This is a genomic window from Rhizobium sp. SVR5-2C, assembly GCF_056755115.1.
The window spans coordinates 1-23979 of record NZ_JBNDHT010000111.1 but is presented as its reverse complement, the minus strand read 5'-3'; the positions used below and the strand labels follow the sequence as shown (position 1 = coordinate 23979).

23 protein-coding genes and 2 pseudogenes are annotated in these 23979 nt (G+C 61.8%); 14 read left to right on the top strand and 11 right to left on the bottom strand.

What is annotated here, in order from left to right:
* From ACPYOI_RS25830 to mutM, 5 genes and pseudogenes are all read right to left on the bottom strand, one after another.
* Positions 1-194 (bottom strand): annotated as a pseudogene (locus ACPYOI_RS25830) (L-lysine dehydrogenase); the annotation flags it as partial.
* A 135-nt stretch (positions 195-329) separates the two neighbouring features.
* A complete protein-coding gene (dnaA, locus tag ACPYOI_RS25825) occupies positions 330-1886 on the bottom strand; it encodes a chromosomal replication initiator protein DnaA (RefSeq protein WP_481419624.1) in 1557 nt (518 codons plus the stop codon).
* An 869-nt stretch (positions 1887-2755) separates the two neighbouring features.
* Positions 2756-3034 (bottom strand): 30S ribosomal protein S20, encoded by a 279-nt coding sequence (gene rpsT, locus ACPYOI_RS25820; RefSeq protein WP_168828079.1) that lies wholly within the window; start codon positions 3032-3034, stop codon positions 2756-2758.
* 191 nt (positions 3035-3225) lie between these two features.
* Complete coding sequence (locus ACPYOI_RS25815; RefSeq protein ID WP_481419625.1) at positions 3226-3999, bottom strand: enoyl-CoA hydratase; 774 nt, start codon at positions 3997-3999, stop codon at positions 3226-3228.
* Between the two features lie 10 nt (positions 4000-4009).
* A complete protein-coding gene (mutM, locus tag ACPYOI_RS25810) occupies positions 4010-4900 on the bottom strand; it encodes a bifunctional DNA-formamidopyrimidine glycosylase/DNA-(apurinic or apyrimidinic site) lyase (protein ID WP_481419626.1) in 891 nt (296 codons plus the stop codon).
* Between the two features lie 152 nt (positions 4901-5052).
* Here mutM and ubiE point away from each other — a divergent pair, with 152 nt between their 5' ends.
* The 10 genes and pseudogenes from ubiE (at position 5053) to ACPYOI_RS25760 (ending at position 15563) form a co-directional block, all read left to right on the top strand.
* Entirely contained in the window at positions 5053-5829 is a 777-nt protein-coding gene (ubiE, locus tag ACPYOI_RS25805) for a bifunctional demethylmenaquinone methyltransferase/2-methoxy-6-polyprenyl-1,4-benzoquinol methylase UbiE (RefSeq protein WP_481419627.1), read from the top strand.
* A 5-nt stretch (positions 5830-5834) separates the two neighbouring features.
* Positions 5835-7409, top strand: coding sequence for a 2-polyprenylphenol 6-hydroxylase (ubiB, locus tag ACPYOI_RS25800; RefSeq protein WP_481423552.1), 1575 nt, complete (start codon positions 5835-5837; stop codon positions 7407-7409).
* Between the two features lie 94 nt (positions 7410-7503).
* Positions 7504-9093 carry an aromatic amino acid lyase gene (locus ACPYOI_RS25795; RefSeq protein ID WP_481419629.1) on the top strand — a complete coding sequence of 530 codons (1590 nt, stop codon included), beginning with the start codon at positions 7504-7506 and terminating at the stop codon, positions 9091-9093.
* A gap of 20 nt (positions 9094-9113) precedes the next feature.
* Positions 9114-10496 (top strand): annotated as a pseudogene (locus tag ACPYOI_RS25790) (dihydroorotase).
* Positions 10493-11755 (top strand): Zn-dependent hydrolase, encoded by a 1263-nt coding sequence (locus ACPYOI_RS25785; RefSeq protein WP_481419631.1) that lies wholly within the window; start codon positions 10493-10495, stop codon positions 11753-11755. The pseudogene ACPYOI_RS25790 and the gene ACPYOI_RS25785 overlap by 4 nt, the downstream one beginning before the upstream one ends.
* Positions 11755-12852 (top strand): DUF917 domain-containing protein, encoded by a 1098-nt coding sequence (locus ACPYOI_RS25780; protein ID WP_481419632.1) that lies wholly within the window; start codon positions 11755-11757, stop codon positions 12850-12852. The genes ACPYOI_RS25785 and ACPYOI_RS25780 overlap by 1 nt, the downstream gene beginning before the upstream one ends.
* Positions 12853-12856: 4 nt before the next feature.
* On the top strand, positions 12857-13186 hold the full coding sequence (locus tag ACPYOI_RS25775) for a TfoX/Sxy family protein (RefSeq protein WP_481419633.1): 330 nt from the start codon (positions 12857-12859) through the stop codon (positions 13184-13186).
* A 29-nt stretch (positions 13187-13215) separates the two neighbouring features.
* Positions 13216-14877: a urocanate hydratase gene (locus ACPYOI_RS25770; RefSeq protein WP_481419634.1), complete on the top strand. Its 1662-nt coding sequence runs from the start codon at positions 13216-13218 to the stop codon at positions 14875-14877.
* 54 nt (positions 14878-14931) lie between these two features.
* Positions 14932-15174: an antitoxin gene (locus ACPYOI_RS25765; protein WP_481419635.1), complete on the top strand. Its 243-nt coding sequence runs from the start codon at positions 14932-14934 to the stop codon at positions 15172-15174.
* The gene (locus ACPYOI_RS25760) at positions 15171-15563 is read left to right on the top strand and encodes a PIN domain-containing protein (RefSeq protein ID WP_481423551.1); all 393 of its coding nucleotides are present in this window, start codon (positions 15171-15173) and stop codon (positions 15561-15563) included. Before ACPYOI_RS25765 ends, ACPYOI_RS25760 begins: the two co-directional genes overlap by 4 nt.
* A 5-nt stretch (positions 15564-15568) precedes the next feature.
* Here the strand turns inward: ACPYOI_RS25760 and ACPYOI_RS25755 are convergent, their stop codons facing one another.
* The 4 genes from ACPYOI_RS25755 to ACPYOI_RS25740 form a co-directional block, all read right to left on the bottom strand.
* Positions 15569-15964 (bottom strand): GFA family protein, encoded by a 396-nt coding sequence (locus tag ACPYOI_RS25755; protein WP_481416842.1) that lies wholly within the window; start codon positions 15962-15964, stop codon positions 15569-15571.
* Positions 15964-16449 (bottom strand): SRPBCC family protein, encoded by a 486-nt coding sequence (locus ACPYOI_RS25750; protein ID WP_481416843.1) that lies wholly within the window; start codon positions 16447-16449, stop codon positions 15964-15966. The genes ACPYOI_RS25755 and ACPYOI_RS25750 overlap by 1 nt, the downstream gene beginning before the upstream one ends.
* The gene (locus tag ACPYOI_RS25745) at positions 16433-16783 is read right to left on the bottom strand and encodes an ArsR/SmtB family transcription factor (RefSeq protein ID WP_481416844.1); all 351 of its coding nucleotides are present in this window, start codon (positions 16781-16783) and stop codon (positions 16433-16435) included. Before ACPYOI_RS25745 ends, ACPYOI_RS25750 begins: the two co-directional genes overlap by 17 nt.
* A 72-nt stretch (positions 16784-16855) precedes the next feature.
* Positions 16856-18154, bottom strand: coding sequence for an MFS transporter (locus ACPYOI_RS25740; protein ID WP_481416845.1), 1299 nt, complete (start codon positions 18152-18154; stop codon positions 16856-16858).
* A 93-nt stretch (positions 18155-18247) separates the two neighbouring features.
* On the opposite strand from ACPYOI_RS25740, the gene ACPYOI_RS25735 reads away from it, so the two are divergent.
* Entirely contained in the window at positions 18248-19120 is an 873-nt protein-coding gene (locus tag ACPYOI_RS25735; protein WP_481416846.1) for a LysR family transcriptional regulator, read from the top strand.
* Here ACPYOI_RS25735 and ACPYOI_RS25730 read toward each other — a convergent pair.
* A complete protein-coding gene (locus ACPYOI_RS25730) occupies positions 19117-20022 on the bottom strand; it encodes a LysR family transcriptional regulator (RefSeq protein ID WP_481423550.1) in 906 nt (301 codons plus the stop codon). The two genes, ACPYOI_RS25735 and ACPYOI_RS25730, sit on opposite strands and share 4 nt — an antisense overlap.
* A gap of 126 nt (positions 20023-20148) precedes the next feature.
* On the opposite strand from ACPYOI_RS25730, the gene ACPYOI_RS25725 reads away from it, so the two are divergent.
* The 3 genes from ACPYOI_RS25725 (at position 20149) to coaBC (ending at position 23507) form a co-directional block, all read left to right on the top strand.
* Positions 20149-20913, top strand: coding sequence for an SDR family oxidoreductase (locus ACPYOI_RS25725; RefSeq protein WP_481416848.1), 765 nt, complete (start codon positions 20149-20151; stop codon positions 20911-20913).
* A gap of 356 nt (positions 20914-21269) precedes the next feature.
* The gene (locus ACPYOI_RS25720; RefSeq protein WP_481416849.1) at positions 21270-22187 is read left to right on the top strand and encodes a DMT family transporter; all 918 of its coding nucleotides are present in this window, start codon (positions 21270-21272) and stop codon (positions 22185-22187) included.
* 108 nt (positions 22188-22295) lie between these two features.
* Positions 22296-23507 carry a bifunctional phosphopantothenoylcysteine decarboxylase/phosphopantothenate--cysteine ligase CoaBC gene (gene coaBC / locus ACPYOI_RS25715; protein WP_481416850.1) on the top strand — a complete coding sequence of 404 codons (1212 nt, stop codon included), beginning with the start codon at positions 22296-22298 and terminating at the stop codon, positions 23505-23507.
* Here coaBC and ACPYOI_RS25710 read toward each other — a convergent pair.
* The coding region (locus ACPYOI_RS25710) for a class II glutamine amidotransferase (RefSeq protein WP_481423549.1) at positions 23494-23979 on the bottom strand (486 nt) is incomplete at its 5' end. The genes coaBC and ACPYOI_RS25710 overlap by 14 nt on opposite strands.

The window sequence follows — 23979 nt, the reverse complement described above, 5'->3', positions numbered from 1 at the left end:
GCCTCGACGCTCGACAGCAGCTCGGCCACGACAGCCGGGCTCGATATGTCGCCCGTCCGGCACACGAAAGGTACCTCCGACGCCGGCAGCCGGGCATCGACGCCCGTGACCTCGAAACCACCCTCATGCAAAAGCGTTGCCGCAAGCCGTCCGACCTTACCCAGGCCGACGACGGCGATTTTCTTGAAACTCATTCTTTCCCTCCCGTGCGCCACCGTTCATCCAGTGTGCGCCGTCTTTGATGCGAGGGTTGTATAGAATAAAAACCTTATAAATGAAAACAGCCGGGATCGCTCCCGGCCGTGGATTTTTTCCTGCGCTGGATGGCGCTATTCGTTGATCAGGCGCTTCAGCAGCTCGATTTCATGCGAGAGCTTGGTGTCTTCCGAAATCAGCTCCTCGATCTTGCGAACGGCGTGCAGAACCGTCGTATGGTCGCGTCCGCCGAAGCGGCGGCCGATCTCCGGGAAGGAGCGCGGCGTCAGTGTCTTCGAGAGATACATCGCGATCTGGCGCGGCTTGACGATGACGCGCGTGCGGCGGTTCGAAACCAGCTCCTGTCGCGAGACATTGTAGTGGCGGGCAACGATGCGCTGGATGTCTTCGATGCGCACGCGGCGGGGCTCGCCGGAACCGACGAGGTGAGCCAGCAGTTCGTCCACCCGTTCGATCGACAGGTTCGGCTCGAAAGAACGGCGGAAGACCAGCTGATTGAAGGCCCCTTCCAGTTCGCGGCCGCTTGCGGTCACGCTGCGAGCAACGTGCGACAACAACTCAGCCGGAATTTCGAGCGACGGATCTTCCTGCCGGGCATTCGCCAGGCGGCGCTTCAGGATTTCGAGACGCATCTCGTAGTCCGGAGCGTCGAGCTCGATGGCAACACCGCCCTGCAGGCGCGAACGCACCCGAGGATCAAGCGATTCCAGCTCCCAGGGCGCGCGGTCGGCAGCGACGACCACTTGCTTGGCGCTGTCCAGCAGCATGTTCAGCAGGTGGCAGAACTCATGCTGGATCATCTTGCCCTGCAGGAACTGCATGTCGTCGATGATCAGAAGATCGATGTTGCGAAGCGAGTCCTTCAGCGTCAGCGCATCGTTGTCACGGATCGCCGTTGCAAAACGCCACATGAAATACTCGGCCGTCAGATAGACGACTCGCAGAGCCCGCGGATTTTGAACCGCCGCATTGGCGATCGCCTGCAGCAGGTGAGACTTGCCGAGGCCGACGTTCGAATGAACGAAGAGCGGATTGAAGCGAACGGCACCCTGCCCTGCTTCCGCAATCGTTTTTGCGGCAGCAAGCGCAACACGGTTCGAGCTGCCTTCAACAAAGGTGTCGAAGGTAAAGCGCGAGTCAAGCGGCGAGCCGAACAACGGCTGGCCTGCCGTCGCGGGACGAGCCGCAGCAGCGGCTGAAACCGCCTGCTGAATGGCTTGGCCCGCCGGCTGAGCAGCGGCAGGACGGCGCATCGGCGCGGCCTGCGTGGCCGGCTCCTGCGGAGCCACCTCATCTATCGGCTTCAAGCCGGCACGTGTTGCCGTGCGGACGAGGATCTCAACCTTCAGAATCTCAGCGTCCTCCTGCTGGAAGAGGCTGGTGATGAGATCAAGATAACGATTGTTGATCCACGACTTGAGAAATGTGGTGGGAACCGAGAGTCGCACGACGCTCTTTGAAACCGAGTGCAGCTTCAGACGTGCGAACCAGCTTGCATAAACGTCTGGACCGACCTGGGCCTTCAGACGTGCACCGACACGATCGAAAAGTACGCCATGCTTCATATCCCCCTTTTCCCCTGCCGTTTCCGGGCAAATTGAGCCGAACGCTTGCGGTGCCTTGTCCCCATTTTCAAGAGCACCAGTCGTCGTCAGAGAATTCATTTGCATCATGCCGCCTTCCAAATTTCTTCTACCGGGCGGTCATCACCTAGAACGGCCGCCCGATCAATTTTCCCCGTTCTAGCATGCGAGCGACTCCTTCATGAGCCACCGGCTGCCGGTTCACACAAACGCTGTCCCGCCTAGCGAGACCGGCGCAGAAAACCATGGCGGAAACCGCCTTTATGCGGCCTCCGTCATGTTTTCGGTGCCAGGTTGACTGCCAGACCTCGTTTCCGGTCAGCCAACCCCCAACGCAAATTTACTTCCCCCAGCCCTTTCGGCTCACCTTAAACGTGTGGCCGTAGAACGCACAAAGCTTCTCCGTTCCGCGGCCAGCCACAGCCGCGGCGCAAATAACTCAAATGCTTGAAAAAACGGAGAGATACACTGCTCCGTAACAGATGGTGCAACACATCGGCCTGCCGACATGGCAGTTTAGACCGAGCCTTTGCAGGTGATGTCCGCGCCCTCTGCTGGAACGCATTTAGGCAGGATCGGTTGCAGAGATCAATGGCGAATTTTACGCAAAATTAAGAAGCGGCCATTGACTCCGGCGGCTGTTTTAGGGCGCCGCCGCAAAGGCAAAAAAGAATCGCAGGAGAATCAAGGAGATTCCCGAAATCGACATTTTGGACACGCATTGAAAGAAAAAAAAATAAAATCCGCTTGACTCACAACTGAGTCGGCCAGAAGGCGCGAGAGTCGTCCAATCTGGAAACATCCTCTCGCAAGCATTTGATTTTCAACGATTTTTCGTGTCACCTAAACGACATGAAACAGCTGTCAAATTCCCCAATCCGCAGAACATAAACAGAATCGAAAAAGCCCGGCTTGGTTACCGGGCTAACTATAACAAAAGCTTTGTTAATGAAAGATTACGCGGTCGGGGCTGCCGACAGAGCCTTCACACGAGCGGCAAGGCGCGAAACCTTGCGGGATGCTGTGTTGGCGTGAAGGACGCCCTTGCCTGCAGCGCGCGCCAGTTCTGGCTGAGCTGCGAGGAAGGCTTCCTTTGCCTTTGCAGCGTCACCAGCTGCGAGTGCCTCTTCGACCTGGCGAACGAACGTACGAACGCGCGAGCGACGAGCCTTGTTGACGTCGGTACGGCGGGCGATCTTACGAGTCGCTTTTTTCGCCGAAGTTGTATTGGCCATGGATGCCTCTCTCAAGAATTCGAACAAACTCCATCATCACCGCGGGCCCTGCGGCCACAACATCCAGCAATGCGGGAGCAAAACGGAAAACCTGATAGGCTTCCCGAACCGTGGGCGGGCATATAACTCTAAAGCCGCGGCTCGTCAACGCGCATTTTACAGGATACGCAGGCTTTCTCCATCCGCGGCGCTCACCGGTGCCTGAACGCCGGTTTGCGCTTCTCGATGAAGGCGGCCATGCCTTCCTTCTGATCTTCCGTCGCGAAAAGGCTATGGAACAGACGGCGCTCGAAACGGAGGCCTTCTTCCTGCGTGGTTTCAAAGGCGCGATTGACCGCTTCCTTGGCCATCAGCACCGACGGCTGCGACAGCGAAGCAATCTTCGCGGCGGCTTCCATGGCCTCGTCCAGCAGCCGCTCGGGCGCAACCACACGCGAAACGAGGCCGGCGCGCTCCGCTTCCGCAGCGTCCATCATCCGTCCGGTCAGCACCATATCCATGGCCTTCGACTTGCCGACGGCCCGCGTCAGGCGCTGCGAGCCGCCCATGCCTGGGATGACGCCCAGCGTGATCTCGGGCTGACCGAACTTTGCGGTCTCGGCCGCTATGATGAAGTCGCACATCATTGCGAGCTCGCAGCCGCCACCGAGGGCAAAACCGCTGACGGCAGCGATCACCGGTTTGCGGGCCTTGGCGATCTCGTCCCAGCCGCTGATGAATTCGGCCTTGTACATATCGGCGAACTGCAGCGGCTGCATTTCCTTGATATCGGCGCCGGCGGCAAAAGCGCGCTCCGACCCGGTCAGAACGATCGCGCCGATCGTCTCATCGGCGTGGAAGTCCGCATAGGCCTGCTTCAGTTCCTTGAGCACCGTCGAGTTCAGTGCGTTCAGTGCCTGCGGGCGGTTCAGCGTAATCAGACCGACATTGCCTCTGGTTTCGACGATCAGCGTCTCGTAGGCCATGCTTCTCTCCCTATTTCTGGCAGACCGGGCAATAGAAGGTTGAACGACCCGCCTGCACGATGCGCGAAACCGTACCGCCGCAACCGGGTGTGCGGCAAGGGTGACCTTCACGGTCATAGACGGAGAAGGAATGCTGGAAATAACCAAGCGAGCCGTCCGTCTGGATATGATCCCGGAGCGACGAGCCGCCGGCCTTGATCGCATCGGCGATGACATCCCGGATCGACGCAACGAGAAGGTCCAGCGGCTCCTTCGGCCGTCCGGTTTTGGTCACCAGCGTTCCGGCAGCGCGCGTCGGCATCAGGTGCGCGCGCCAGAGCGCTTCGCTGACATAGATATTGCCGAGACCGGCGATGGTCTTCTGATCGAGCAGTGCGCCCTTCAGCGGCTGCGCCTTTCCTGCGAAACGCTCGGCCAGATAGGCGGCGCTCAGCTCGTTGCCGGTCGGCTCCGGCCCGAGACCGAAAAGGAAGGGATTATTCTGCAGTTCGGAGCGATCGGCGATGTCCATGAAGCCGAACCGCCGCGGATCGTTGTAAATGACGCGGCGAGGACCGTCCTTGCCTTCCAGATGGAAGATGGCGTGGTCATGCCTTTCATCCTTCGATCGCTCGTAATGAAAATCGCCGGGCGTCCCGCGGGCGGAACCGGCCTCGATGCGGAAGGAGCCGGACATGCCGAGATGGGAGATGATGGTCTTGCCGCTATCGAGATCGATCAGCAGATACTTGGCGCGCCGGCCGAGCCCGATGATGGTACGGCCCGAAACCTGACCTTCGAAATCCTCCGGAAAAGGAAAACGCAGGTCGCCGCGGCGTAGTTCCAGCTTCTTGATGTGCGCGCCTTCCATCGCGGCCGAAAGACCCCGCTTTACCGTTTCGACTTCTGGCAATTCCGGCATCTTAACCCATCTGTATCTAAACGTATTTCAACTGCGGACGTTGTGGGTTATAGCGCCAGTAGACCGCGGGGTATCGCCCTCGTCCACAGATAGCCTCTCGCACGGCCTTTCGCTATGGTGGCCGTACCGATTTCCAGTAACGGAGTAGTCCGATGTCAGAAAGCCGCACCTCCGCCGATGGCGGCATGGAAACATCCTACGGCTTCCGGCAAGTGCCGAGGGGCGAAAAGCAGGGCCTCGTCAACGAGGTGTTCCATAAGGTCGCCCGGCGTTACGACATCATGAACGATGTCATGTCGATGGGTATGCACCGCGCCTGGAAGGACGCGCTGGTGGCCGCCCTCAACCCGCGCAAGGAGCCTGGCTACAAGGTGCTGGATGTTGCAGGCGGCACCGGCGACATCGCTTTTCGCATCATCGAGGCCTCGAACCGAATGGCGCATGCGACCGTGCTGGACATCAATGGTTCAATGCTCGGCGTCGGCGCCGAACGGGCAGAAAAGAAGAAGCTTTCGGACAACCTTGCCTTTGTCGAGGCCAATGCGGAGGATCTGCCCTTCGAAGCCGGCAACTTCGATGCCTATACGATCGCCTTCGGCATCCGCAACGTACCCCGCATCGACGTGGCGCTTTCGGAGGCCTATCGCGTGCTGAAGCGTGGCGGCCGACTGCTCGTGCTGGAATTTTCCGAGGTCGAGATGCCGCTCCTGGACAAGCTGTATGATGCCTGGTCTTTCAACGCCATTCCGAAATTCGGCAGGGCGATAACCGGCGAAGCCGAGCCCTATGAATATCTGGTGGAATCGATCCGCAAGTTCCCGAACCAGGAAAATTTCGCCGAGATGATCCGCAGGGCGGGTTTTTCGCGTGTGACCTACACCAGCTACACTGGCGGCATCGCGGCCCTGCACTCGGGTTGGAAACTTTAATCTAGATGAGTGCTTTCGGAGCATATCTCAGGCTCGTTCGGGTCGGCTGGATCCTGGTGCGCGAGGGCGTCGTCGAGGCGTTGCCCTCCGGGGGACTGCCGCCTTCCGTCAGCCTTGCCAAATCTTTCGTCGGCATCTTTGCCCGCAGCCGGGCGAAATACAAAAAGCGCAGTGACCGGCTGGCGCGCGCCGTTGAACGGCTCGGACCTTCCTATGTGAAGATCGGTCAGTTTCTGGCGACGCGCCCGGACGTTGTCGGCGTCGAATTCGCCAACGACCTGTCCCAGCTCCAGGATCGCATGGCTTTTTTCCCCACCGCGGCGTCGAAGGCGAACGTCGAGGGGTCGCTCGGGCGGCCGATCCAGGAGCTTTTCGCCAGCTTCGATGATCCGATCGCCGCTGCTTCGATTGCACAGGTGCACCCCGCCGAGGTCGATACGGCCGCAGGCCGCAAGAAGGTTGCCGTGAAGGTCGTGCGCCCCGGCGTGCGCCAGCGCTTCGCGCATGACATCGAGGCGATGTATCTCGTTGCTCACATGCAGGAACGTTTCATGGTTTCCAGCCGGCGCCTGAGGCCGGTAGAGGTCACAAAAACGCTCGAGCTGACCACGAAGGTGGAGATGGACCTTCGGCTGGAAGCCGCTGCCCTCTCCGAGATTGCCGAGAATACGGACCAGGATCCGGGATTCCGCGTCCCCAAGGTGGACTGGGAAAGGACCGGCCGCGACGTCATGACCATGGAATGGATCGACGGCGTGAAGATGTCCGACGTCGAGGGTTTGCAGGCGGCCGGCCACAACCTCAATACGCTTGCCGACACGCTGATCCAGTCCTTTCTGCGCCATACGCTGCGCGACGGCTTCTTCCATGCCGACATGCACCCCGGAAACCTCTTTGTCGATGTGCACGGCGATATCGTTGCCGTCGACATGGGTATCGTCGGACGGCTTGGGAAGAAAGAGCGTCGCTTCCTCGCCGAAATCCTCTATGGCTTCATCACCCGCGACTACGTGCGCGTTGCCGAAGTCCATTTCGAAGCAGGCTATGTGCCGGCCCATCACAATGTCGAAAGCTTCGCGCAGGCGATCCGGGCGATCGGGGAACCGATCCACGGCCAGCCGGCCGAGACGATCTCGATGGGCAAGCTGTTGACGCTCCTGTTCGAGGTGACGGAGCTTTTCGACATGCAGACCCGGCCCGAACTGGTCATGCTGCAGAAAACCATGGTGGTCGTCGAAGGTGTTTCGCGCATGCTGAACCCGCGCTTCAACATGTGGAAGGCGTCGGAGCCTGTTGTCGGAGACTGGATTCGCAACAATCTCGGCCCGAAGCGGGTCGTGACCGATCTCAAGGATGGGTTGAAGGCGGCGGTGAAGCTCGCCGAAGCCGTACCGGAAATCGCCGCGAAGACGGAAAAATTCCATCACCAGCTGCTGCATATGAGCGAGCATGGACTGCGCTTCGATCCGCAGACTGCGGAGGCGATCGGCAAATCCGAGGCGAGGCACAGCCGGTATGGCCGTCTCGCGCTTTGGATTATCGCATTGACGCTTATCTACATAGCCGTGATGCTGAGTTGAGCTGAAACACAAACAATCGCATGCTGTGTTCGGCATTTGGGATATCCCATGATGCGAGATGCTCGCTTAATCTCGCCGTCAAGGAGACCTGCAGATGAAGCACGAACGCCCCGGCATCGAACTTTCCGGCCAACCCCTCGGCTTCGCCGAGATGGTGAGGATAGGCTCCGGCAAGGTCGCCCTGTCGGTGACGGAGACGGGCATGGCGCGCGTGGAACTTGCGCGTTCGGTCGTGGAGGATGCGATCGGGGCCGGCATTCCGGTCTACGGTTCTACGACCGGCGTCGGAGCGATGAAGGATGTCGAGTGGTCGCCGGAAGACCTTGACGCTTTCAACCTCGGCCTCGTCCGCGCCCATCACTTCGGCACCGGCACGCCGTTTTCGACCGCTGTCGTGCGAAATGCCATGGCGATCCGCATCAATACCGCTCTGACGGGCCAGGTCGGGTGCACACCCGAACTCGTGGAAACCTATCTGCGGCTTCTCAGGGCAGATCTCATCCCGGTCGTCCGGCGCACCGGTTCGATCGGCTGTGCGGATATCGGCCTCATGGGGCAGATCGGTGCGGTTCTGACCGGCGTTGGCGAGGCGGTCTATCGCGGCAGGCGCATGCAGGCGATCGAGGCCTTCGAGGCAGCCGGCCTCGAGCCGGTCAGGATGGCACCGCGTGACAGCCTTGCTTCGCTCAGCATCAATGCCGTGAGTTTTGCGGCGGCAGCGGAGGCGACGCGCAATGCCGCAGCGTCGATTCGCGTGCTGCTAGCAACCGGGATGATGGCCGCCGGCGCGCTTGGCGCGTCTCGCGATCCGTGGCGGTCGGTGCGCCATGTCGGCACCCCTCGGGAAGCGTTGATCGGTGCATGGCTCTGCAATGCGTCAGATGCCTGGGAATGGCCGGTTGCGACCCACGTGCAGGACCCGCTCAGCCTTCGCATGATTGCGCAGGTCTTCGGTGCGGTGATCGAGAATCTGCTTACGACTGGCCACAAGATTCTCGCGGCTACAGGTCGCTCGGATGACAACCCCGTGGTTGTCGAGGGCCAGGTGATGACCTCCGGCGGTTCACTGCCTCTTGACGTGACGATCCTGCTGGAATCGGCCGCAATCTGCATGGCGCATGCTGCCCGCAATGCCTTCAACCGCTGCGTCCTTCTCGGTAACGGACAGAGGCGCGATCTGCCGGTCAATCTGGTGCCTAAAGGCCGGATCGCGACAGGCTTCGGGCCGATCATCAAGCTCGCCGGCGAAATCTTCTCGCGCGTCCTTTCCATGTCGAACCCCGTATCGGCCCAATCGCTCGTGGTTGCCGCGGGGCTCGAGGACGAGGCAGCTTTCCTGCCGCTGGTGATCGAGCGCTTCGAACGGCAGATGCGGGCGCTGAGGCGGCTTGCGGCGCTCGAAGCTCTGCTTGCCGCGCAGGCGGCCGACATTCTGGGCGACCAGCCGAAGGGCGTTTCGGGCATGATCTACGACGTTGTCCGCAGCCATGCCGATTTTTATACGGTTGACCGGCCGCTTTCGGCCGAGGTCGAGGCGATCGAGGAAGGTCTCGGAGCCGACGCCTTTGTTTCCAAGCTGATCGCTGAAGTGCCGATCGCCTCTTTCGACGACTTTTTCGCGCTGGGTTCGCGGGAGCGTATCGAGGAACGGCTTGCGGGTAATCCCGTATTATCTGACACCTGAAGCGACACGGAGGCATCCGCATGAGTGATTTCGATCTCGTTCTGCAGGGTACGGTCGTTCTGCCGGAGCGCATCCTCGAAGAGGGCTATGTCGCGGTCAGCGATGGTAAAATCGTCCAGGTCGGCGTCGGAGTGCCGCCTTCGGCCAAGGAGCGGCATCTTCTCGGCAAGGCGCTAATCCTTCCCGGCGCGATCGATGCGCAGGTGCATTCGCTGAGCCAGAAGGATCAGGAGGACTTCATCTGGTCGACGCGCTCGGCAGCGGCCGGCGGCGTCACGACAATCGTGGACATGCCCTATGACGAAGGCAATCTCGTCTGCTCGGCGGAAGCGGTAAAGAAGAAGATTGATCACGCGAGCCCGCAGGCGCGTGTCGATTTCGCGCTCTATGGCACGGTCAATCCGGAAGAGCGTGCTGCGCGCATCCCCGAAATGGTGCACGCCGGCGTCGCGGCCTTCAAGTTTTCGACTTTCGGCACGGATCCGAAGCGTTTCCCCCGCATTCCTCCTGCCTTGCTTGACGAGTGCTTTGCGGCGATCGCACCGACCGGGCTGACGGCTGGCGTCCACAATGAGGACGACGAAGCCGTGCGCGCCTACATCGAGCAGGTAAAGGCCTGCGGCATCACCGATTGGCGTGCCCATGGTCTCTCGCGCCCGCCGATTACCGAGCTGCTTGCCATGCATACGATCTTCGAAACAGGCGCCAACACCGGCTGCCCGGCCCATGTCGTGCATTGTTCGCTCGGCCGCGGCTACGATATCGCCCGCGCGTATCGCCGCGACGGTTTCGAGGCGACCGTCGAGTGCTGCATCCACTACCTGACGCTGGACGAGGAAAACGACGTGAAGCACCTCGGGGGCAAGGCCAAGATCAATCCACCGATCCGGCCGCGCGCCGAGGTGGAAACGCTGTGGCGGAAGGTCGCTGAAGGCAATGTCTGGCTGGTGTCGACCGACCATGTCAGCTGGTCCGAAAACCGCAAGACCGATCCGCACATGCTGGCCAATGCCTCCGGTGTACCGGGGCTCGAGGTCATGGTGCCACTCTTCGTCAAGGGAGCGCTCGAACGCGGCATTCCGCTTACCTGAGCTGCAAAGCTCATGGCGGAAAATCCGGCGAAGCATTTCCGCCTCGACCATATCAAGGGCGCGCTGACGCCGGGCAAGGATGCCGATATCACTGTGCTTGAGCCGCGCGAAAAGGTCTATGATGCCGCCGCGAGCGGCAACAATGTCGTCGGCTGGAGCCCGTACAATGGCATAGCCTTGCCATGGACCGTTTCAGCCGCGTATCTGCGCGGCAAACTGATAACCGATGGCGCGAAGGTGCTTGCCGAACCCGGCACTGGCAAATTCGTCCGTCCGCTGCCGCGCCAAATCATTGCCGGAGAAATCGCATGAGCCGTAACCTGCCCGTCAACGCTGACCGCATCGCGGAAGATATCGATGCACTGGCGAAGATCACCGAACCTGGGCATCCCTGGACGCGCCGGGCCTTCTCGCCGCTGTTTCTCGAAGGACGCGCCTATATCGAGGCGCGCATGAAGGCGGCCGGGCTGGAAACGCGGATCGATGCCGGCGGCAACCTCATCGGCCGTCGGGCAGGCAGCAAGCCGGGGCTCGGCACGATCATGGTCGGCTCGCATTCCGATACCGTGCCGGATGGCGGACGTTTCGATGGCATCGCCGGCGTGATCTCGGCTCTGGAGGTCGCGCGTGCCTTGAAGGATCAGGGGATCGCGCTGGAGCACGATCTGGAGATCGTCGATTTCCTTGCGGAAGAGGTCAGCATTTTCGGCGTTTCGTGCGTCGGCAGCCGCGGCATGACCGGGCAGCTTCCCGAGGCATGGCTTTCGCGCACCAGCGGCGAGCGCGACCTCGCTGAGGGGATTGCGCAAGTCGGCGGCCGTCCGGGGGTGCTGCTGCAACAGAATCGGCCCGATCTCGCCGGCTTCCTAGAACTGCATATCGAGCAAGGGCCGGTGCTTGAAAATGAGAGGAAGGATATCGGCATCGTGACGGCGATCGCAGGTATCACCCGGATCGAAATTACGGTCGAAGGCCGGGCGGACCACGCCGGTACGACCCCGATGGACGGCCGCGCGGATGCGCTGGTGGCAGCCTCGCAACTCGTGCTCGATATCCGCGGTGCCGCAGCCGAGCGGGCGAAGACACCGGGCCATTTTGCGGCAACCGTCGGCGAATTCCGGATCGAGCCGAATGCGGCCAATGTCGTTCCGTCCAAGGTTGTCATGCTGATCGACGGCCGTGCGGAAATCCGCAGCGACATGGAAGCCTTCTGCGAATGGCTAGATGCGCATGTCGTCCAGCTGGCCGCTGCCCAAGGGGTGACGATCAACTCCCCAAAACGCGTGTCCGACAATTATCCGACGCCCGGCGATGCCGGTCTGCTGGAGACGCTGGAGCGGGCCTGCGATACCGTCGGCGCCAAGCACCGGCGCATGGCCTCCGGCGCGGGACACGATACGGCCTGGATCGCCAAGGTGGCACCAGCCGCCATGATTTTCGTTCCATGCAAGGAAGGCCGCAGCCATTCGGCGGACGAATGGGCCGAGAATGATGATATCGCCCTCGGCGCTGCCGTGCTTTTCGAAGCCGTGCGGGAGATGGACAGGACGCTGAATAAGGAGAAGGCTTGATGGGGCGCATACTCGTTGAGAAAGACGTCGAAGCGGCCGTCAAGGGCGGCTCCGTCTATGCGGCGGGCGGCGGCGGGTGGGCCGATCATGGGCGTATGCTCGGCTATGCGGCGGTCAATGTCGGCAAGCCGGAGCTTGTTTCGATCGACGAACTGAAGGATGAAGACTGGATTGCGACAGCGGCGGCGATCGGCGCGCCGGCCTCCACCACGCCCTGGGAAATGCAGGGCATCGACTATGTGAAGGCCGTGCAGCTTCTGCAGGACGAGCTTGGCGAAAAGCTTTCCGGGCTGATCGTTGGACAGAACGGCAGATCCTCGACGCTGAACGGCTGGCTGCCCTCGGCAATCCTCGGCACCAAGGTCGTGGACGCGGTCGGCGATATCCGTGCGCATCCGACCGGCGACATGGGCTCGATCGGCATGGCCGGTTCGCCGGAGCAGATGATCCAGACGGCAGTAGGCGGCAACCGCTCCGAAAACCGCTACATCGAGCTGGTCGTGAAAGGCGCGACCGCGAGGATCTCCCCGATCCTGCGCGCTGCCGCCGACCAATCGGGCGGCTTCATCGCCAGCTGCCGCAATCCGCTGCGAGCCTCCTATGTGCGCAAGAACGCGGCGCTTGGCGGCATCTCGATGGCGCTATCCCTCGGCGAGGCAATTATTGCGGCCGAGAAGAAGGGCGGACCGGCCGTGATCGACGCTATCTGCAAGACGACCGGCGGCCATATCCTCGCTGAAGGCACGATCACCAAGAAGGACGTGGTCTACACCAAGGAAGCCTTCGATATCGGCGCGATCGTCGTCGGTTCCGGCGCAAAGGCCGTGACCATGCATGTGATGAATGAATACATGGCCGTCGACGACGCCGATGGTAAGCGCGTGGCTACATTTCCCTCGGTTATCACGACGCTATCGCCGGAGGGCGAACCGCTCAGCGTCGGCCAGCTCAAGGAGGGCATGCCGGTCTTCATCCTGCATGTGCCGAAGGAAATCATCCCGCTTTCCGCAAGCGTGCTCGATCCGACCGTCTATCCGCCCGTCGAAAGGGCGATGGGCATCGAGATCATGCGCTACGCCCTGGAGACGAAGGTCTGATGCCATGGCGCGCGATACCGGGCTTGAGGGACTGCTGAAAGAGGAGCTCGGCGATATGCCGGGCCTCAGCGAAAAGACCATGTTCGGCGGCTGGGCCCTGATGCTGAATGGCAACCTCCTTTGTGGTGCGCGAGAGGACGGGATGCTGGTTCGGCTCGGCAAAGGCAATGACGGTTGGGCGCTGAATTTACCAGGCGTCGTCCAGATGCTGTCGGGCGAACGGGCGATGCAGGGCTGGGTACGCGCCGATGCGCGAGCCTATGGCGACGACGCGCTGCGCCGGCGACTGCTCGATGCAGCGGTCGCCTATGTGACCTCGCTGCCGTCAAAATAACAGAACGGGACCTTGAGGAAGGACATTCCATGCCGAAGGCCAATCCACGCCATCCGAAATTTCCGATTCCCGGCGGGCCGGAGCTGCGGGCCAAAGGCTGGCGACAGGAAGCGCTGCTGCGCCTTCTCGAAAACGTGCTTTCCGTTGGCGAGGACCCGGATAATCTCGTCGTCTATGCGGCGCTCGGCAAGGCGGCCCGCAACTGGGCGTCCCACAAGGGTATCGTCAAAGCACTGACCGAGATGGATGAGGATCAGACGCTGCTGATCCAGTCCGGAAAGCCGATCGGTCTCGTGAAAACCCACGCCAAGGCACCACTCGTCATCATGGCGAATTGCAACATTGTCGGCCAATGGGCGAAAGCCGAGGTGTTCTACGAGCTGCAGCGCAAGGGACTGATTTGCTGGGGCGGACTGACGGCCGGCGCCTGGCAGTATATCGGCAGCCAGGGCGTGATTCAGGGCACCTACGAAATCTTCATGCGCATCGCCGAGAAGCGCTTCGGCGGCGATCTCTTCGGCCGCTTCGTGCTGACCGCGGGGCTCGGCGGCATGGGCGGTTCGCAGCCGCTCGCCGGCCGCATGGCGGGCGCTGCCATCCTCTGCGTCGATATCGATCCCGAGCGGGCGAGGAAGCGCCAGGAGATCGGTTACCTGCAGGAGATCGCAGCGGACCTCGATACGGCGCTGCAGATGATCGACACGGCCGTGAAGGAGAAGCGCACGCTTTCCGTCGGCCTCGTCGGCAATGCCGCGGAGATCTATCCGGAAATCGCCCGGCGCGGCATCGTGCCGGATATCGTCACCGACCAGACCTCGGCGCACGATCTCGTCTATGGTTATGTGCCGAAGGGTATGAGCCTGGAGCAGGTGCGCGAACTGCGCGACGACGGCCAGGGCCAGCTGATGGCCGCAAGCCGCGCGTCGATCGTCCAGCATGTGACGGCGATGCTCGAATTCCAGAAGAAAGGCTCCGAAGTCTTCGACAACGGCAACCTCATCCGCACGCAGGCGAAGGAAGGCGGCGTAGCGAATGCCTTCGACATTCCGATCTTCACCGAAGCCTATCTGCGGCCGCTTTTCGCCCGCGCGATCGGCCCGTTTCGCTGGATGGCGCTCTCCGGCGAAGAGAGCGACATCGCGCGGATCGATGATCTGCTTTTGGAGATGTTCCCCGACAACAAGATCATCACCAACTGGATCCGACTTGCCCGTGAACATATCCCCTTTGAAGGTCTGCCGGCGCGCATCGCCTGGCTCGGCCACGGCGAACGAACGGCGCTTGCGCGACGGGTGAATGGGCTGGTTGCCAGCGGCGAACTCAAGGGTCCCGTCGCCTTCTCGCGCGATCATCTCGATGCCGGCGCCATGGCGCATCCGAACATCATGACCGAGCGCATGAAGGACGGCTCCGATGCGATCGCCGACTGGCCGCTGATCGACGCCATGATGCTCTGCTCCTCGATGGCCGATCTCGTCGTCGTTCATTCCGGCGGCGGCGGCTATGCCGGTTACATGACCAGCTGCGGCGTGACAGTGGTCGCCGACGGCACGGACGCGGCCGACGAACGGCTCGACCATGCGCTCACCAACGACACGGCGCTCGGCGTCATGCGCTATGCCGACGCCGGATACGAGGAAGCGCTGGACGAGGTGCAGAAGAAGAATGTGCCGTATATCAGGCTTGGTTGAAGCTAAAGCGGGAATGGTATATATCATTGCCATATCTCATTAGGAGACGTGGCAATGAACACGGCAAGGATATTCTGGTCGGGCCGCTCGCAGGCCGTACGTTTGCCGAAGGAATTCCGCTTCGAAGGCGATACCGTTGCCATCCGCCGCCAGGGCAAGGCCATCATCCTCGAACCCGTTTCAGACGATTGGGATTGGCTGGCCGCTGTGACGGGGGAGGTCGATAGCGATTTCGCAGATGCGGCCAATGAGCAGCCAGCCGGCGAAGATAAGCCCGAGCTCGATTTCTTCAAATGAAATACCTGCTCGACGCCAATGCGGTCATTGCCCTGATGAAGGGCAATGACGCCTTCCTGGCAACGCTACGCAAGCATAGCCCACAGGACTTCGCTATATCGGCAATCGTAGCGCACGAGCTGTTCCACGGTGCCTACAAGAGCCTGCGGACAAGCGAAAATCTTGCGCGTATCGACGCATTGCAATTCCAAATTCTCGAATTCGATCAAGACGACGCCCGGAAGGCCGGCGAGATCCGCGCTATGCTCGACGCCGCCGGAACGCCGATCGGTCCTTATGATGTGTTGATTGCAGGCCAGGCCGTATCACGAGACCTGACGCTTATCACGCATAATTTCAAGGAGTTCGGGCGTATTGCCGGGCTACGGATCGAGGATTGGGAAAAATAGCGGCATCAGAGATGCCGCGTTTCAGCCGGCGGACGATCAAAGCGATCGTCGCGGCCGTCGAAATAGCCGACAGGAAAGGAGGCGAGCTCCTCGTCGGTGGCATCGTCGAGGCAGCTGACGCTGATCGCATAGAACTTGCCAGGATTTTCGCCCCAATTGAAGGAGCTGATTCCGCAATTCTTGCAGAACAGATGATGCAATCTGTGTGAGCCGAACTGATATTCGCTGATGCTGTCTTCGCCCGAGATCAGGCGGAAATCGGCCAGCGTGGCAACTGCCAGCCAATTGCGTTTCTTCTTGCAGATCGAGCAGTTGCATTTGAACGTGCCCCCCTGCAGATCAAGATCGGCCTCGTAGCTGACAGCGCCGCAATGGCAGCTTCCATGATAGGTTCTCTTCATCATTTCCTCCCTTTGGCGGCGGCTTCCGCATAGGCGGTGGCCTTATCGAGCGCCTCGCTCCAGCCTTCCGACTGCAATTTGAACTCGGTGTCGTTCGGCAGCTCGCGCTTGCGGAAGATGAGGCGCGTACCCTCGCCTTTTTCCTCCAGCTCGACGGTTACCTGCATCTCGTGCTCGGGCTGGCCGGCATCATTTTCCCAGGCGAAGGTGAAGACGAGGCGTTCCGGTGGGCTGATCTCGATGTAACGGCCCTGGCTCCAATATTCCTTGCCATCCGGCCCGAGAATGCAGTGACGCCAGGCGCCGCCTTCGCGCAGATCGACCGAAACCGAGGGTGCCGAACAATTGTGCGGGCCCCACCATTGCAGCAGATGCTCCGGCTCGGTCCAAAGGCTGAATACCAGTTCGCGCGGGGCGTCGATCTCGCGGGTAAGCAGGATCTCCCGGCTGCGGCCGGAGAGGCGGATTTCATTTGCGGTGTTCATCGTCATTCCTCCTCTGCTTGACGGTGGCGGCGTAGGCTTCGAGTTTGTCGAGGCTTTCGCTCCAGAACCGGCGGTAGGTTTCCAGCCAGTCGTCCACACCGCGAAGTGGCCCGGTTTCCAGTCTGCAGGGTCGCCACTGGGCTTCCCTTCCCTTCGCAACAAGGCCAGCTTTTTCGAGCACCTTCAGATGCTTCGATACGGCAACGAGCGACATGTCGAAGGGTTCGGCGAGTTCCGACACCGAGGCCTCGCCGAGCGCCAGCCGCGCAAGGATCGCCCGGCGCGTGGGATCCGCAAGGGCTGAAAACGTCATGCTCAGTCGATCGGCAGGCATAATAAACTCATCTGTTAATTAACTTTTGAGTTAAGTAATGCGGATGAACACGCGTGTCAAGCCCAGTTGCGCTTAACCGATACGCTTCGAGAGGCTGCGTGCGGTGCAGGCTGCCGCAAAGGCAAAAGCCAGCATGGCGAGCGTGAAGAAGACGACGGCAGACCAGCCTTCGATCGCAAAGAACCAGCCGCCAGCCGAACCAGCAACGCTGGAGCCGATGTAATAGGCCAGCAGATAGAGCGAGGAGGCATGCCCCTTGGTGCCGCGGGCAAGCCGACCGACCAGCGCGCTGGCGGCTGAATGCGCCATGAAGAAGCCAACCGTCAGAAACACGATGCCAAGAACAATCAGCGGCAGCGGTGCAAGAAGCGTAACCGCGACGCCGATCGCGGCGCAGAGGATGCCGGCGAGCAACACGACGAAATGACCGAACCTGTCGCCCAGCAGGCCCGCCGCCCAGGAGGCCGCGATACCGAAGAGGTAGACGGTGAAGATCAGGCCCAGCTCGGTCTGGTTCAGGCTGTAGGGCGGCTGCACGAGGCGGAAACCGGCATAGTTATAGATCGTCACGAAGGCGCCCATGACCAGGAAGCCGATGGCGAAGAGGAAGGGCAGCGCCGGGCTGCGGATATGACCGATCCAGGCCATCAGGTGGAAATGCGCGTTGAAGCCCTTGCGCGGCTTGAAATTGCGGGAGGCGGGCAGCAGCAGCCGGAAGCCGATAGCGGCGGCAAGGCCGAGCAGGCCGATGACGGCAAGCGCCGGGCGCCAGGAGAAATATTCGGCGAGCGTGCCGGTGACGACGCGCCCCGCCATGCCGCCGAAGGCATTGCCGGCGATATAGAGGCCCATCGAAGCGCCGAGGCCGCGCGGTTCGACCTCTTCCGAGAGATAGGCCATGGCGACGGCCGGCACACCGCCGAGCAGGAAGCCCTGCAGTGCGCGGATGGCGAGCAGCATATGCCAGTCCGGAACGATGGCGCAGGCGATCGTACAGAGCGCCGAGCCAAGCAGCGAGACGAACATCATGCTGCGGCGTCCGACGCCTTCGGAGATGGCCGCCGCACAGAAGATCGCGACGGCGAGGAAGCCGGTCGCAAGCGACAGCGACAGCGAGCTTGCCGCCGGGCTGACTCCGAAATCCTCGGCGAAGATCGGCATCAGCGGCTGAACGCAATAGAGCAGCGAGAAGGTGGCGAAGCCGGAGAGGAAAAGCGCCAGGCTGGCCCGGCGATAGGCCGGCGTGCCTCGAACGAGGAACTGGCTGGCCTGCGCCTCGTCGCTCTCGGTCGCGACATGGAGCGGCGGGCGGGCAGGCTGTGCGGCTTCTGGGGGTATGTCGGACATCTTCGTGGAGGTAATGCGGGGCATAGGAGAACCAACCTTTCGCCCTGCTATCTAGCCAGCGACGCATCATTTGTCCAATATATGGCACCGGCAATCGCAATAGCTTTTGGAGATACCATGGAACTGCGCCATATCCGCTATTTCCTCGCCGTCGCCGAAGAGGGCAATTTCACCCGGGCGGCAGCCAGGCTCGGCATCGGTCAGCCGCCGCTCAGCCAGCAAATCCGCGACCTCGAGGAGGAAATCGGCGCGCAGCTCTTCCACCGCGTGCCGCACGGGGCGGAGCTGACGGCGGCGGGTAGCGCCTTCCTCCCGGAAGCGCGCGACGCGGTCGCGGCTGCCGAAAAGGCGAAACTTGCAGCGCAGCGGGCGATGCGCGGCGAGACCGGCCGGCTGCTTCTCGGCTTTACGGCCTCCTCCGCCTTCAATCCCGCCGTCAGCGGCGTGATCCGCCGGTTTCGCGGCCGATGGCCGGATATCGGGCTCTCGCTCACCGAAATGAACAGCAATGGCCTGATGGAAAAGCTGATGCGCGAGGAGATAGACGCCGCTTTCATCCGCCCCGGACTGGAGGACCCCAAGGATGTGCGGCTGAAGCGGCTGGCGGACGAACCGATGCTCGTTGCCCTACCCGCACATCATGCGCTCGCGCGCCACGCAGAGGTACCGCTCTCGGCACTTGCGGGCGAGCCCTTCATCCTCTTTCCGCGCACCGTCGGTCTCAGCCTCTATGACGATATCGTGCGCGCCTGCCGGGATGCTGGCTTCGAGCTCGTCGTGACACAGGAGGCGCCGCAGATCCCTTCCGTCGTCAACCTCGTGGCAGCCGATCTCGGCGTTTCGATCGTGCCTGCCTCGATCGCCCAGATCAAGCTCGACGGCGTCGCCTACCGGCCGATCGAGGGGCCGTCGCTCGTCGCGAGACTAGGGCTCGCGGTGCTGAAGGCGCAGCGCTCACCCGTGACGGAAAACCTCATGAGTCTGCTCTAACCTGCCGGATCCCAATACGGCGGATCGCCGAAAGCCTTTTTCAGGTGATCAGCGATGGCGCGGAGCTTGGCGGAGGGATTGCGACCTTCGGGATGTGCCATGTAGATGAATTCGGCTTCCGGCTTGTAGCCGACATCGATTTCGACGAGCTTGCCTTCGCGGATCGCCGGACCGGCAATGAAGGCAGGCATCAGCGCAATCCCGAGTCCGGCGATTGCCGCATCGCGCAGCATATCGCCGTTGTTCATGCCCATGGCCAGCCTGGCACGCACGATGGTCGCGCCCTCCGCAGTCTGGAAGCGCCAATCGGCGATACCGCGGTTGGTGTAGAACAGGCCCTGGTGGTCATCGAGATCGGTCAGCGTCGCCGGCGTCCCGTAGCGGTCGAGATAGTCGGGCGAGGCCGTCAGAAGACGGCGGCTGCGCGTAAGCTTCCAGGCAACGAGACGTGAGTCAGCGATTGGACCATTTCGGATGACGGCGTCATAGCCTTCCGAAGACGCATCCACTCGCCGGTCGTCTATATCGAGCGTCAGCGCGATTTCGGGATGCTTCGCCAGAAATGGATAAAGCGCCGGCCCGAGATGCATGCGGCCGAACGTGACAGGGGCAGCGATGCGCAAGGGGCCGGCGAGCGTGCCGCGCCGTTCGGCCATATCGGCCGTCGCTTCATCGATCTCGCGGACGATGCGCAGTGCGCGTTCGAGGAAGGCCGTGCCGTCCTCCGTCAGCGTCAGCTTACGCGTTGTGCGGTGGAGCAGCGTTCCGCCAAGAGTTCTTTCCAGTTCCGCCAGCCTTTCGCTAACGACGGACTTCGATAGCCGCAGACGCCTTGCCGCCTCGCTGACGGACCCTGATTCCACCACGGCGACGAAAGCAGCTACCCCTTCGATCCTTATCATCGTTCGGTGTTTCCGAATTCGAGTTCCACTATATGGAGACTAATCCGAACGGCGGGAAAATGCCATCTTCCGAGCATCGAATGGGACTGCAGACGCCAGCCCATCCTCAAATCAGGAGATGGAACCATGAACCGCTTGAGTAACAAAGTCGCAATCGTCACCGGCGCAAGCTCCGGCATCGGGCGCTCGACAGCAAAGCTTTTCGCCGCCGAAGGCGCCAAGGTCGTCGTTGGCGCTCGCCGTCAGGCGGAACTCGACAGCCTTGTTGCAGAAATCAAGGCAGGCGGCGGCGAAGCCGTTGCAGTCGCCGGCGACGTTCGCTCGGAAGACTATCACAAGACGCTCGTTGCTGCCGCCGTCCAAAACTACGGCAAACTCGACATCGCCTTCAACAATGCCGGTGTCATCGGCGAAGCCGGCCCGAGCACCGAAGTTTCCGAAGCAGGCTTCAGCGAGGCGCTGACGATCAATCTGACCGCCTCCTTCCTAGCCGCCAAACACCAGATTGCCGAAATGGCGAAACATGGCGGCGGTTCGGTGATCTTTACCTCCACCTTCGTCGGCTACAGCTTCGCCTTCCCGGGAGTCGCCGCCTATGCCGCCAGCAAATCCGGCCTCATCGGCCTGACGCAGGCGCTTGCCGCCGAATTCGGCCAGCAGAATGTCCGTGTCAACGCCATCCTGCCCGGTGCGGTCGATACCGATATGTACCGCGAGATGAACGACACGCCGGACAAGCAGGGGTTCATCACCAATCTGCACGCGCTGAAGCGTGTCGCCACACCGGAGGAGATTGCCCGCTCGGTTCTCTACCTCGCTTCCGACGATTCGAGCTTCGTGACAGGCACAGCTTCGCTGCTCGACGGCGGCGCTTCGATCACCCGCACCTGAAGTCTTCGTAAATCGAATGAAAAGGCCGCGGTCCGCGGCCTTTTCGCCTTCGATCAACGTGCGGACGGTTGCCTCGAAGGTCGTCTTCCCCTTGCGCGGACCGGGATTCTGCATGCCAATATGAGGATCCGCTGACCGGCAAACCCTTCGAATGGGCGTTGTGGCGAGGCAAGGAGGTCGTGCCGATCGAGATGCGGCGGCATCACGTGCCGGCCAAGGTCCGCGCCTTCATCGACTTCTGTGTCGAAATCATCGGATAGATGTCGCAGGCGAGACTTGTTTCTCGCCTCCATCCCGCCTACCACCCGGAGACACTGCCTTCCTCTTCTTCCGGCAATCTCGCCCGCGGGTGAACCATGCTTCTCGGTATTCTTTGCGGCCTCGCCACATGCGCCTTGTGGGGGCTGACGTTCGTCGTGCCGCGCGCCATCGCACCTTTCAACACGATGGACCTGACAATCGCGCGCTACGGCCTCTTTGCGCTCGCGAGCATCGTGCTGATGGTCAGTCCGCGGTTCCGGCCGAAGAACATCGAGCCACGCATGGCAATCACTGCGCTACTCCTCGGCGGCATTGGTTATGTCGGCTATTTCGTCAGCATTGCCTATGCCGTGCGGCTTGCCGGCGCCGCCATTCCGCCGCTCGTCATCGGCACCATGCCGGTGCTCCTTGCAATCATTGCAAATTTTCGTGACCACTCCGTTGCCTGGCGGCTGCTCGCCTTGCCGCTGATGTTGATCGCCGCCGGCATCGGCTGGGTGAATGTCTCGATCTTTTCCTCCGCGCCTTCCGGCGATCAGGCGGCGATCGTCCTCGGTATCGGCTCCGCGCTGATAGGCCTTGCACTATGGGTCGCTTATGGGCTTGCGAGTACAGCGGCGATGCAATCGCCGAATCCGCCGGATATTCTGCAATGGACCGGCCTTCAGGGCATCGGCGCGGGGATCGGCAGCCTCATCTTGATCCCTTTCACATCGATCGGCACGGATATCGCCTTCACCGGTGCAGAATTGCTTCGTTTCATCCTCTGGTCGCTGATCATGGGCCTCGCTGGCGCCTGGCTCGCCACGCTTCTTTGGATGATCGCCTCGAAGCGCCTGCCGCTTGCGCTTGCAGCGCAGCTGATCGTGGCCGAAACCGTCTTCGGACTGATCTTCGGTTTCCTCTTCGAGCAGCGCCTGCCGACGATCGCCGAAGCGGGCGGCTCCATCCTTCAGCTTGCGGGCGTCGGGCTTGCCATCGCGATCTTCACGCCCGGCGGCCGCAAGGCTTAGGCGTTAAGCCCGGCCTCTTCCGCGAATAGCCGGCATGCCGGGCGATTGCATGTTATCCGCCAAAGGCTTAGGGTCGACGGCGGTCAACAGGGCAACGGGTAGAAGGCCATGGTTCTCAGCGGCAAACGCATCCTGCTTATCATTTCGGGCGGCATCGCGGCCTACAAGAGCCTCGATCTCATCCGGCGCCTGCGGGAGCGGGGCGCTTCCGTGCGTCCGGTGATGACGAAAGGTGCGCAGGAGTTCGTGACGCCGCTCGCCGTCGGCGCCCTTGCGGCCGACCACGTCTTCACCGATCTCTTTTCACGGCAGGACGAACAGGATGTCGGCCATATCCGCCTTGCGCGCGACTGCGACCTCGTTCTGATCGCGCCGGCGACGGCCGATCTGCTGGCGAAAATGGCAAACGGCCTCGCCGACGATCTGGCCTCGACGATATTGCTTGCGACCGACAAGACCGTTCTCGTGGCCCCCGCCATGAACCCGAAGATGTGGTCGCATGCGGCGACGAAACGCAATTCCGAGACTTTGAGAGGCGACGGCGTCCATTTCATCGGCCCGATGGCGGGCGAGATGGCGGAAAGCAGAGAAGCTGGTCTTGGGCGCATGGCCGAACCGCTGGAGATCGTCGCGGCAGCCGAGGCGCTTTTCGACGGCGGGCCGAAGCCGCTTGCAGGGCGGAAGGCCGTCGTCACCTCGGGGCCGACGCATGAGCCGATCGACCCTGTGCGTTACATCGCCAACCGCTCTTCCGGCAGACAGGGTCACGCAATCGCCGCAGCACTCGCCAAACTCGGCGCGGAGGTGACGCTCGTTTCCGGCCCTGTGACGATTGCCGACCCGGTTGGCGTCAGGATGATCCATGTCGAGCGGGCCGAGGAAATGCGCGACGCCGTGCTTGCTGCCCTGCCCGCCGATATCGCTGTCATGGTCGCAGCCGTCGCCGACTGGCGCGTCGCCTCCGCATCCGACCAGAAGATCAAGAAGCATCCGGGCGAATCCATTCCCACGCTGGCGCTGACCGAAAACCCGGACATCCTGAAGACCGTCGGTCACCACACGATGCGGCCGAAGCTGGTGATCGGCTTTGCCGCCGAGACACAGGACGTCGAAAGCAACGCCAGGGCCAAGCTCGAGCGCAAGGGCGCCGATCTCATCGTTGCCAACGACGTGTCGCCGGCCACAGGCATCATGGGCGGCACGCGCAATAGCGTGAAGCTGATTAGCCAAAGCGGCGTCGAGCAATGGCCCGATCTCGCCAAGGAAGAGGTTGCGGAAAAGCTGGCGAGACTGATCGCCGAACGCATCAAGCAGGGATAGCCAGATCCGGCGTCGCGCTGAGGCGCCTTTCCGGCCGAAAGGGCGCAATCTCGATTCCCATTTCGCTCACCGTAACGGCGCTGCCATCGGGTATTTCGGTCCAGGCATCGACGTCGTCGTTCAGCGGTTCCGAGACAAGACAATAGCCTTTGCCCATCGGCGAGGCATAAAGCGTCGGGGCCTTGCGATCAGTCGCATAGCGAATGCCGAAGAGTGACCGCCCGTCCGAGAGGGCTGCGGTGAAACGCAGATGAACACTGCCCAGAATGCTATCCGCAAGTCCCTCGACGAAGCTCACCATTTCGGCCATCGCGGCAAGGGGCGCGCGGCGCAGACCGAACTGCAGCGCGAGCAGGAACATCAGCTCGGAATCGGTCGTGCCGCTCCGGGCGTTGAAGAGCGCGTCATCCAGCATCGCCTCCATCGGGCGGCGCAGGCGCTCGAAGCCGCCGATCTGGCCGTTGTGCATGAA

Coding starts and splice junctions, on each gene's coding strand:
- dnaA (WP_481419624.1), bottom strand. CDS start 1,886: ATGCAAATGAATTCTCTGACGACGACTGGTGCTCTTGAAAATGGGGAC.
- rpsT (WP_168828079.1), bottom strand. CDS start 3,034: ATGGCCAATACAACTTCGGCGAAAAAAGCGACTCGTAAGATCGCCCGC.
- ACPYOI_RS25815 (WP_481419625.1), bottom strand. CDS start 3,999: ATGGCCTACGAGACGCTGATCGTCGAAACCAGAGGCAATGTCGGTCTG.
- mutM (WP_481419626.1), bottom strand. CDS start 4,900: ATGCCGGAATTGCCAGAAGTCGAAACGGTAAAGCGGGGTCTTTCGGCC.
- ubiE (WP_481419627.1), top strand. CDS start 5,053: ATGTCAGAAAGCCGCACCTCCGCCGATGGCGGCATGGAAACATCCTAC.
- ubiB (WP_481423552.1), top strand. CDS start 5,835: ATGAGTGCTTTCGGAGCATATCTCAGGCTCGTTCGGGTCGGCTGGATC.
- ACPYOI_RS25795 (WP_481419629.1), top strand. CDS start 7,504: ATGAAGCACGAACGCCCCGGCATCGAACTTTCCGGCCAACCCCTCGGC.
- ACPYOI_RS25785 (WP_481419631.1), top strand. CDS start 10,493: ATGAGCCGTAACCTGCCCGTCAACGCTGACCGCATCGCGGAAGATATC.
- ACPYOI_RS25780 (WP_481419632.1), top strand. CDS start 11,755: ATGGGGCGCATACTCGTTGAGAAAGACGTCGAAGCGGCCGTCAAGGGC.
- ACPYOI_RS25775 (WP_481419633.1), top strand. CDS start 12,857: ATGGCGCGCGATACCGGGCTTGAGGGACTGCTGAAAGAGGAGCTCGGC.
- ACPYOI_RS25770 (WP_481419634.1), top strand. CDS start 13,216: ATGCCGAAGGCCAATCCACGCCATCCGAAATTTCCGATTCCCGGCGGG.
- ACPYOI_RS25765 (WP_481419635.1), top strand. CDS start 14,932: ATGAACACGGCAAGGATATTCTGGTCGGGCCGCTCGCAGGCCGTACGT.
- ACPYOI_RS25760 (WP_481423551.1), top strand. CDS start 15,171: ATGAAATACCTGCTCGACGCCAATGCGGTCATTGCCCTGATGAAGGGC.
- ACPYOI_RS25755 (WP_481416842.1), bottom strand. CDS start 15,964: ATGAAGAGAACCTATCATGGAAGCTGCCATTGCGGCGCTGTCAGCTAC.
- ACPYOI_RS25750 (WP_481416843.1), bottom strand. CDS start 16,449: ATGAACACCGCAAATGAAATCCGCCTCTCCGGCCGCAGCCGGGAGATC.
- ACPYOI_RS25745 (WP_481416844.1), bottom strand. CDS start 16,783: ATGCCTGCCGATCGACTGAGCATGACGTTTTCAGCCCTTGCGGATCCC.
- ACPYOI_RS25740 (WP_481416845.1), bottom strand. CDS start 18,154: ATGCCCCGCATTACCTCCACGAAGATGTCCGACATACCCCCAGAAGCC.
- ACPYOI_RS25735 (WP_481416846.1), top strand. CDS start 18,248: ATGGAACTGCGCCATATCCGCTATTTCCTCGCCGTCGCCGAAGAGGGC.
- ACPYOI_RS25730 (WP_481423550.1), bottom strand. CDS start 20,022: ATGATAAGGATCGAAGGGGTAGCTGCTTTCGTCGCCGTGGTGGAATCA.
- ACPYOI_RS25725 (WP_481416848.1), top strand. CDS start 20,149: ATGAACCGCTTGAGTAACAAAGTCGCAATCGTCACCGGCGCAAGCTCC.
- ACPYOI_RS25720 (WP_481416849.1), top strand. CDS start 21,270: ATGCTTCTCGGTATTCTTTGCGGCCTCGCCACATGCGCCTTGTGGGGG.
- coaBC (WP_481416850.1), top strand. CDS start 22,296: ATGGTTCTCAGCGGCAAACGCATCCTGCTTATCATTTCGGGCGGCATC.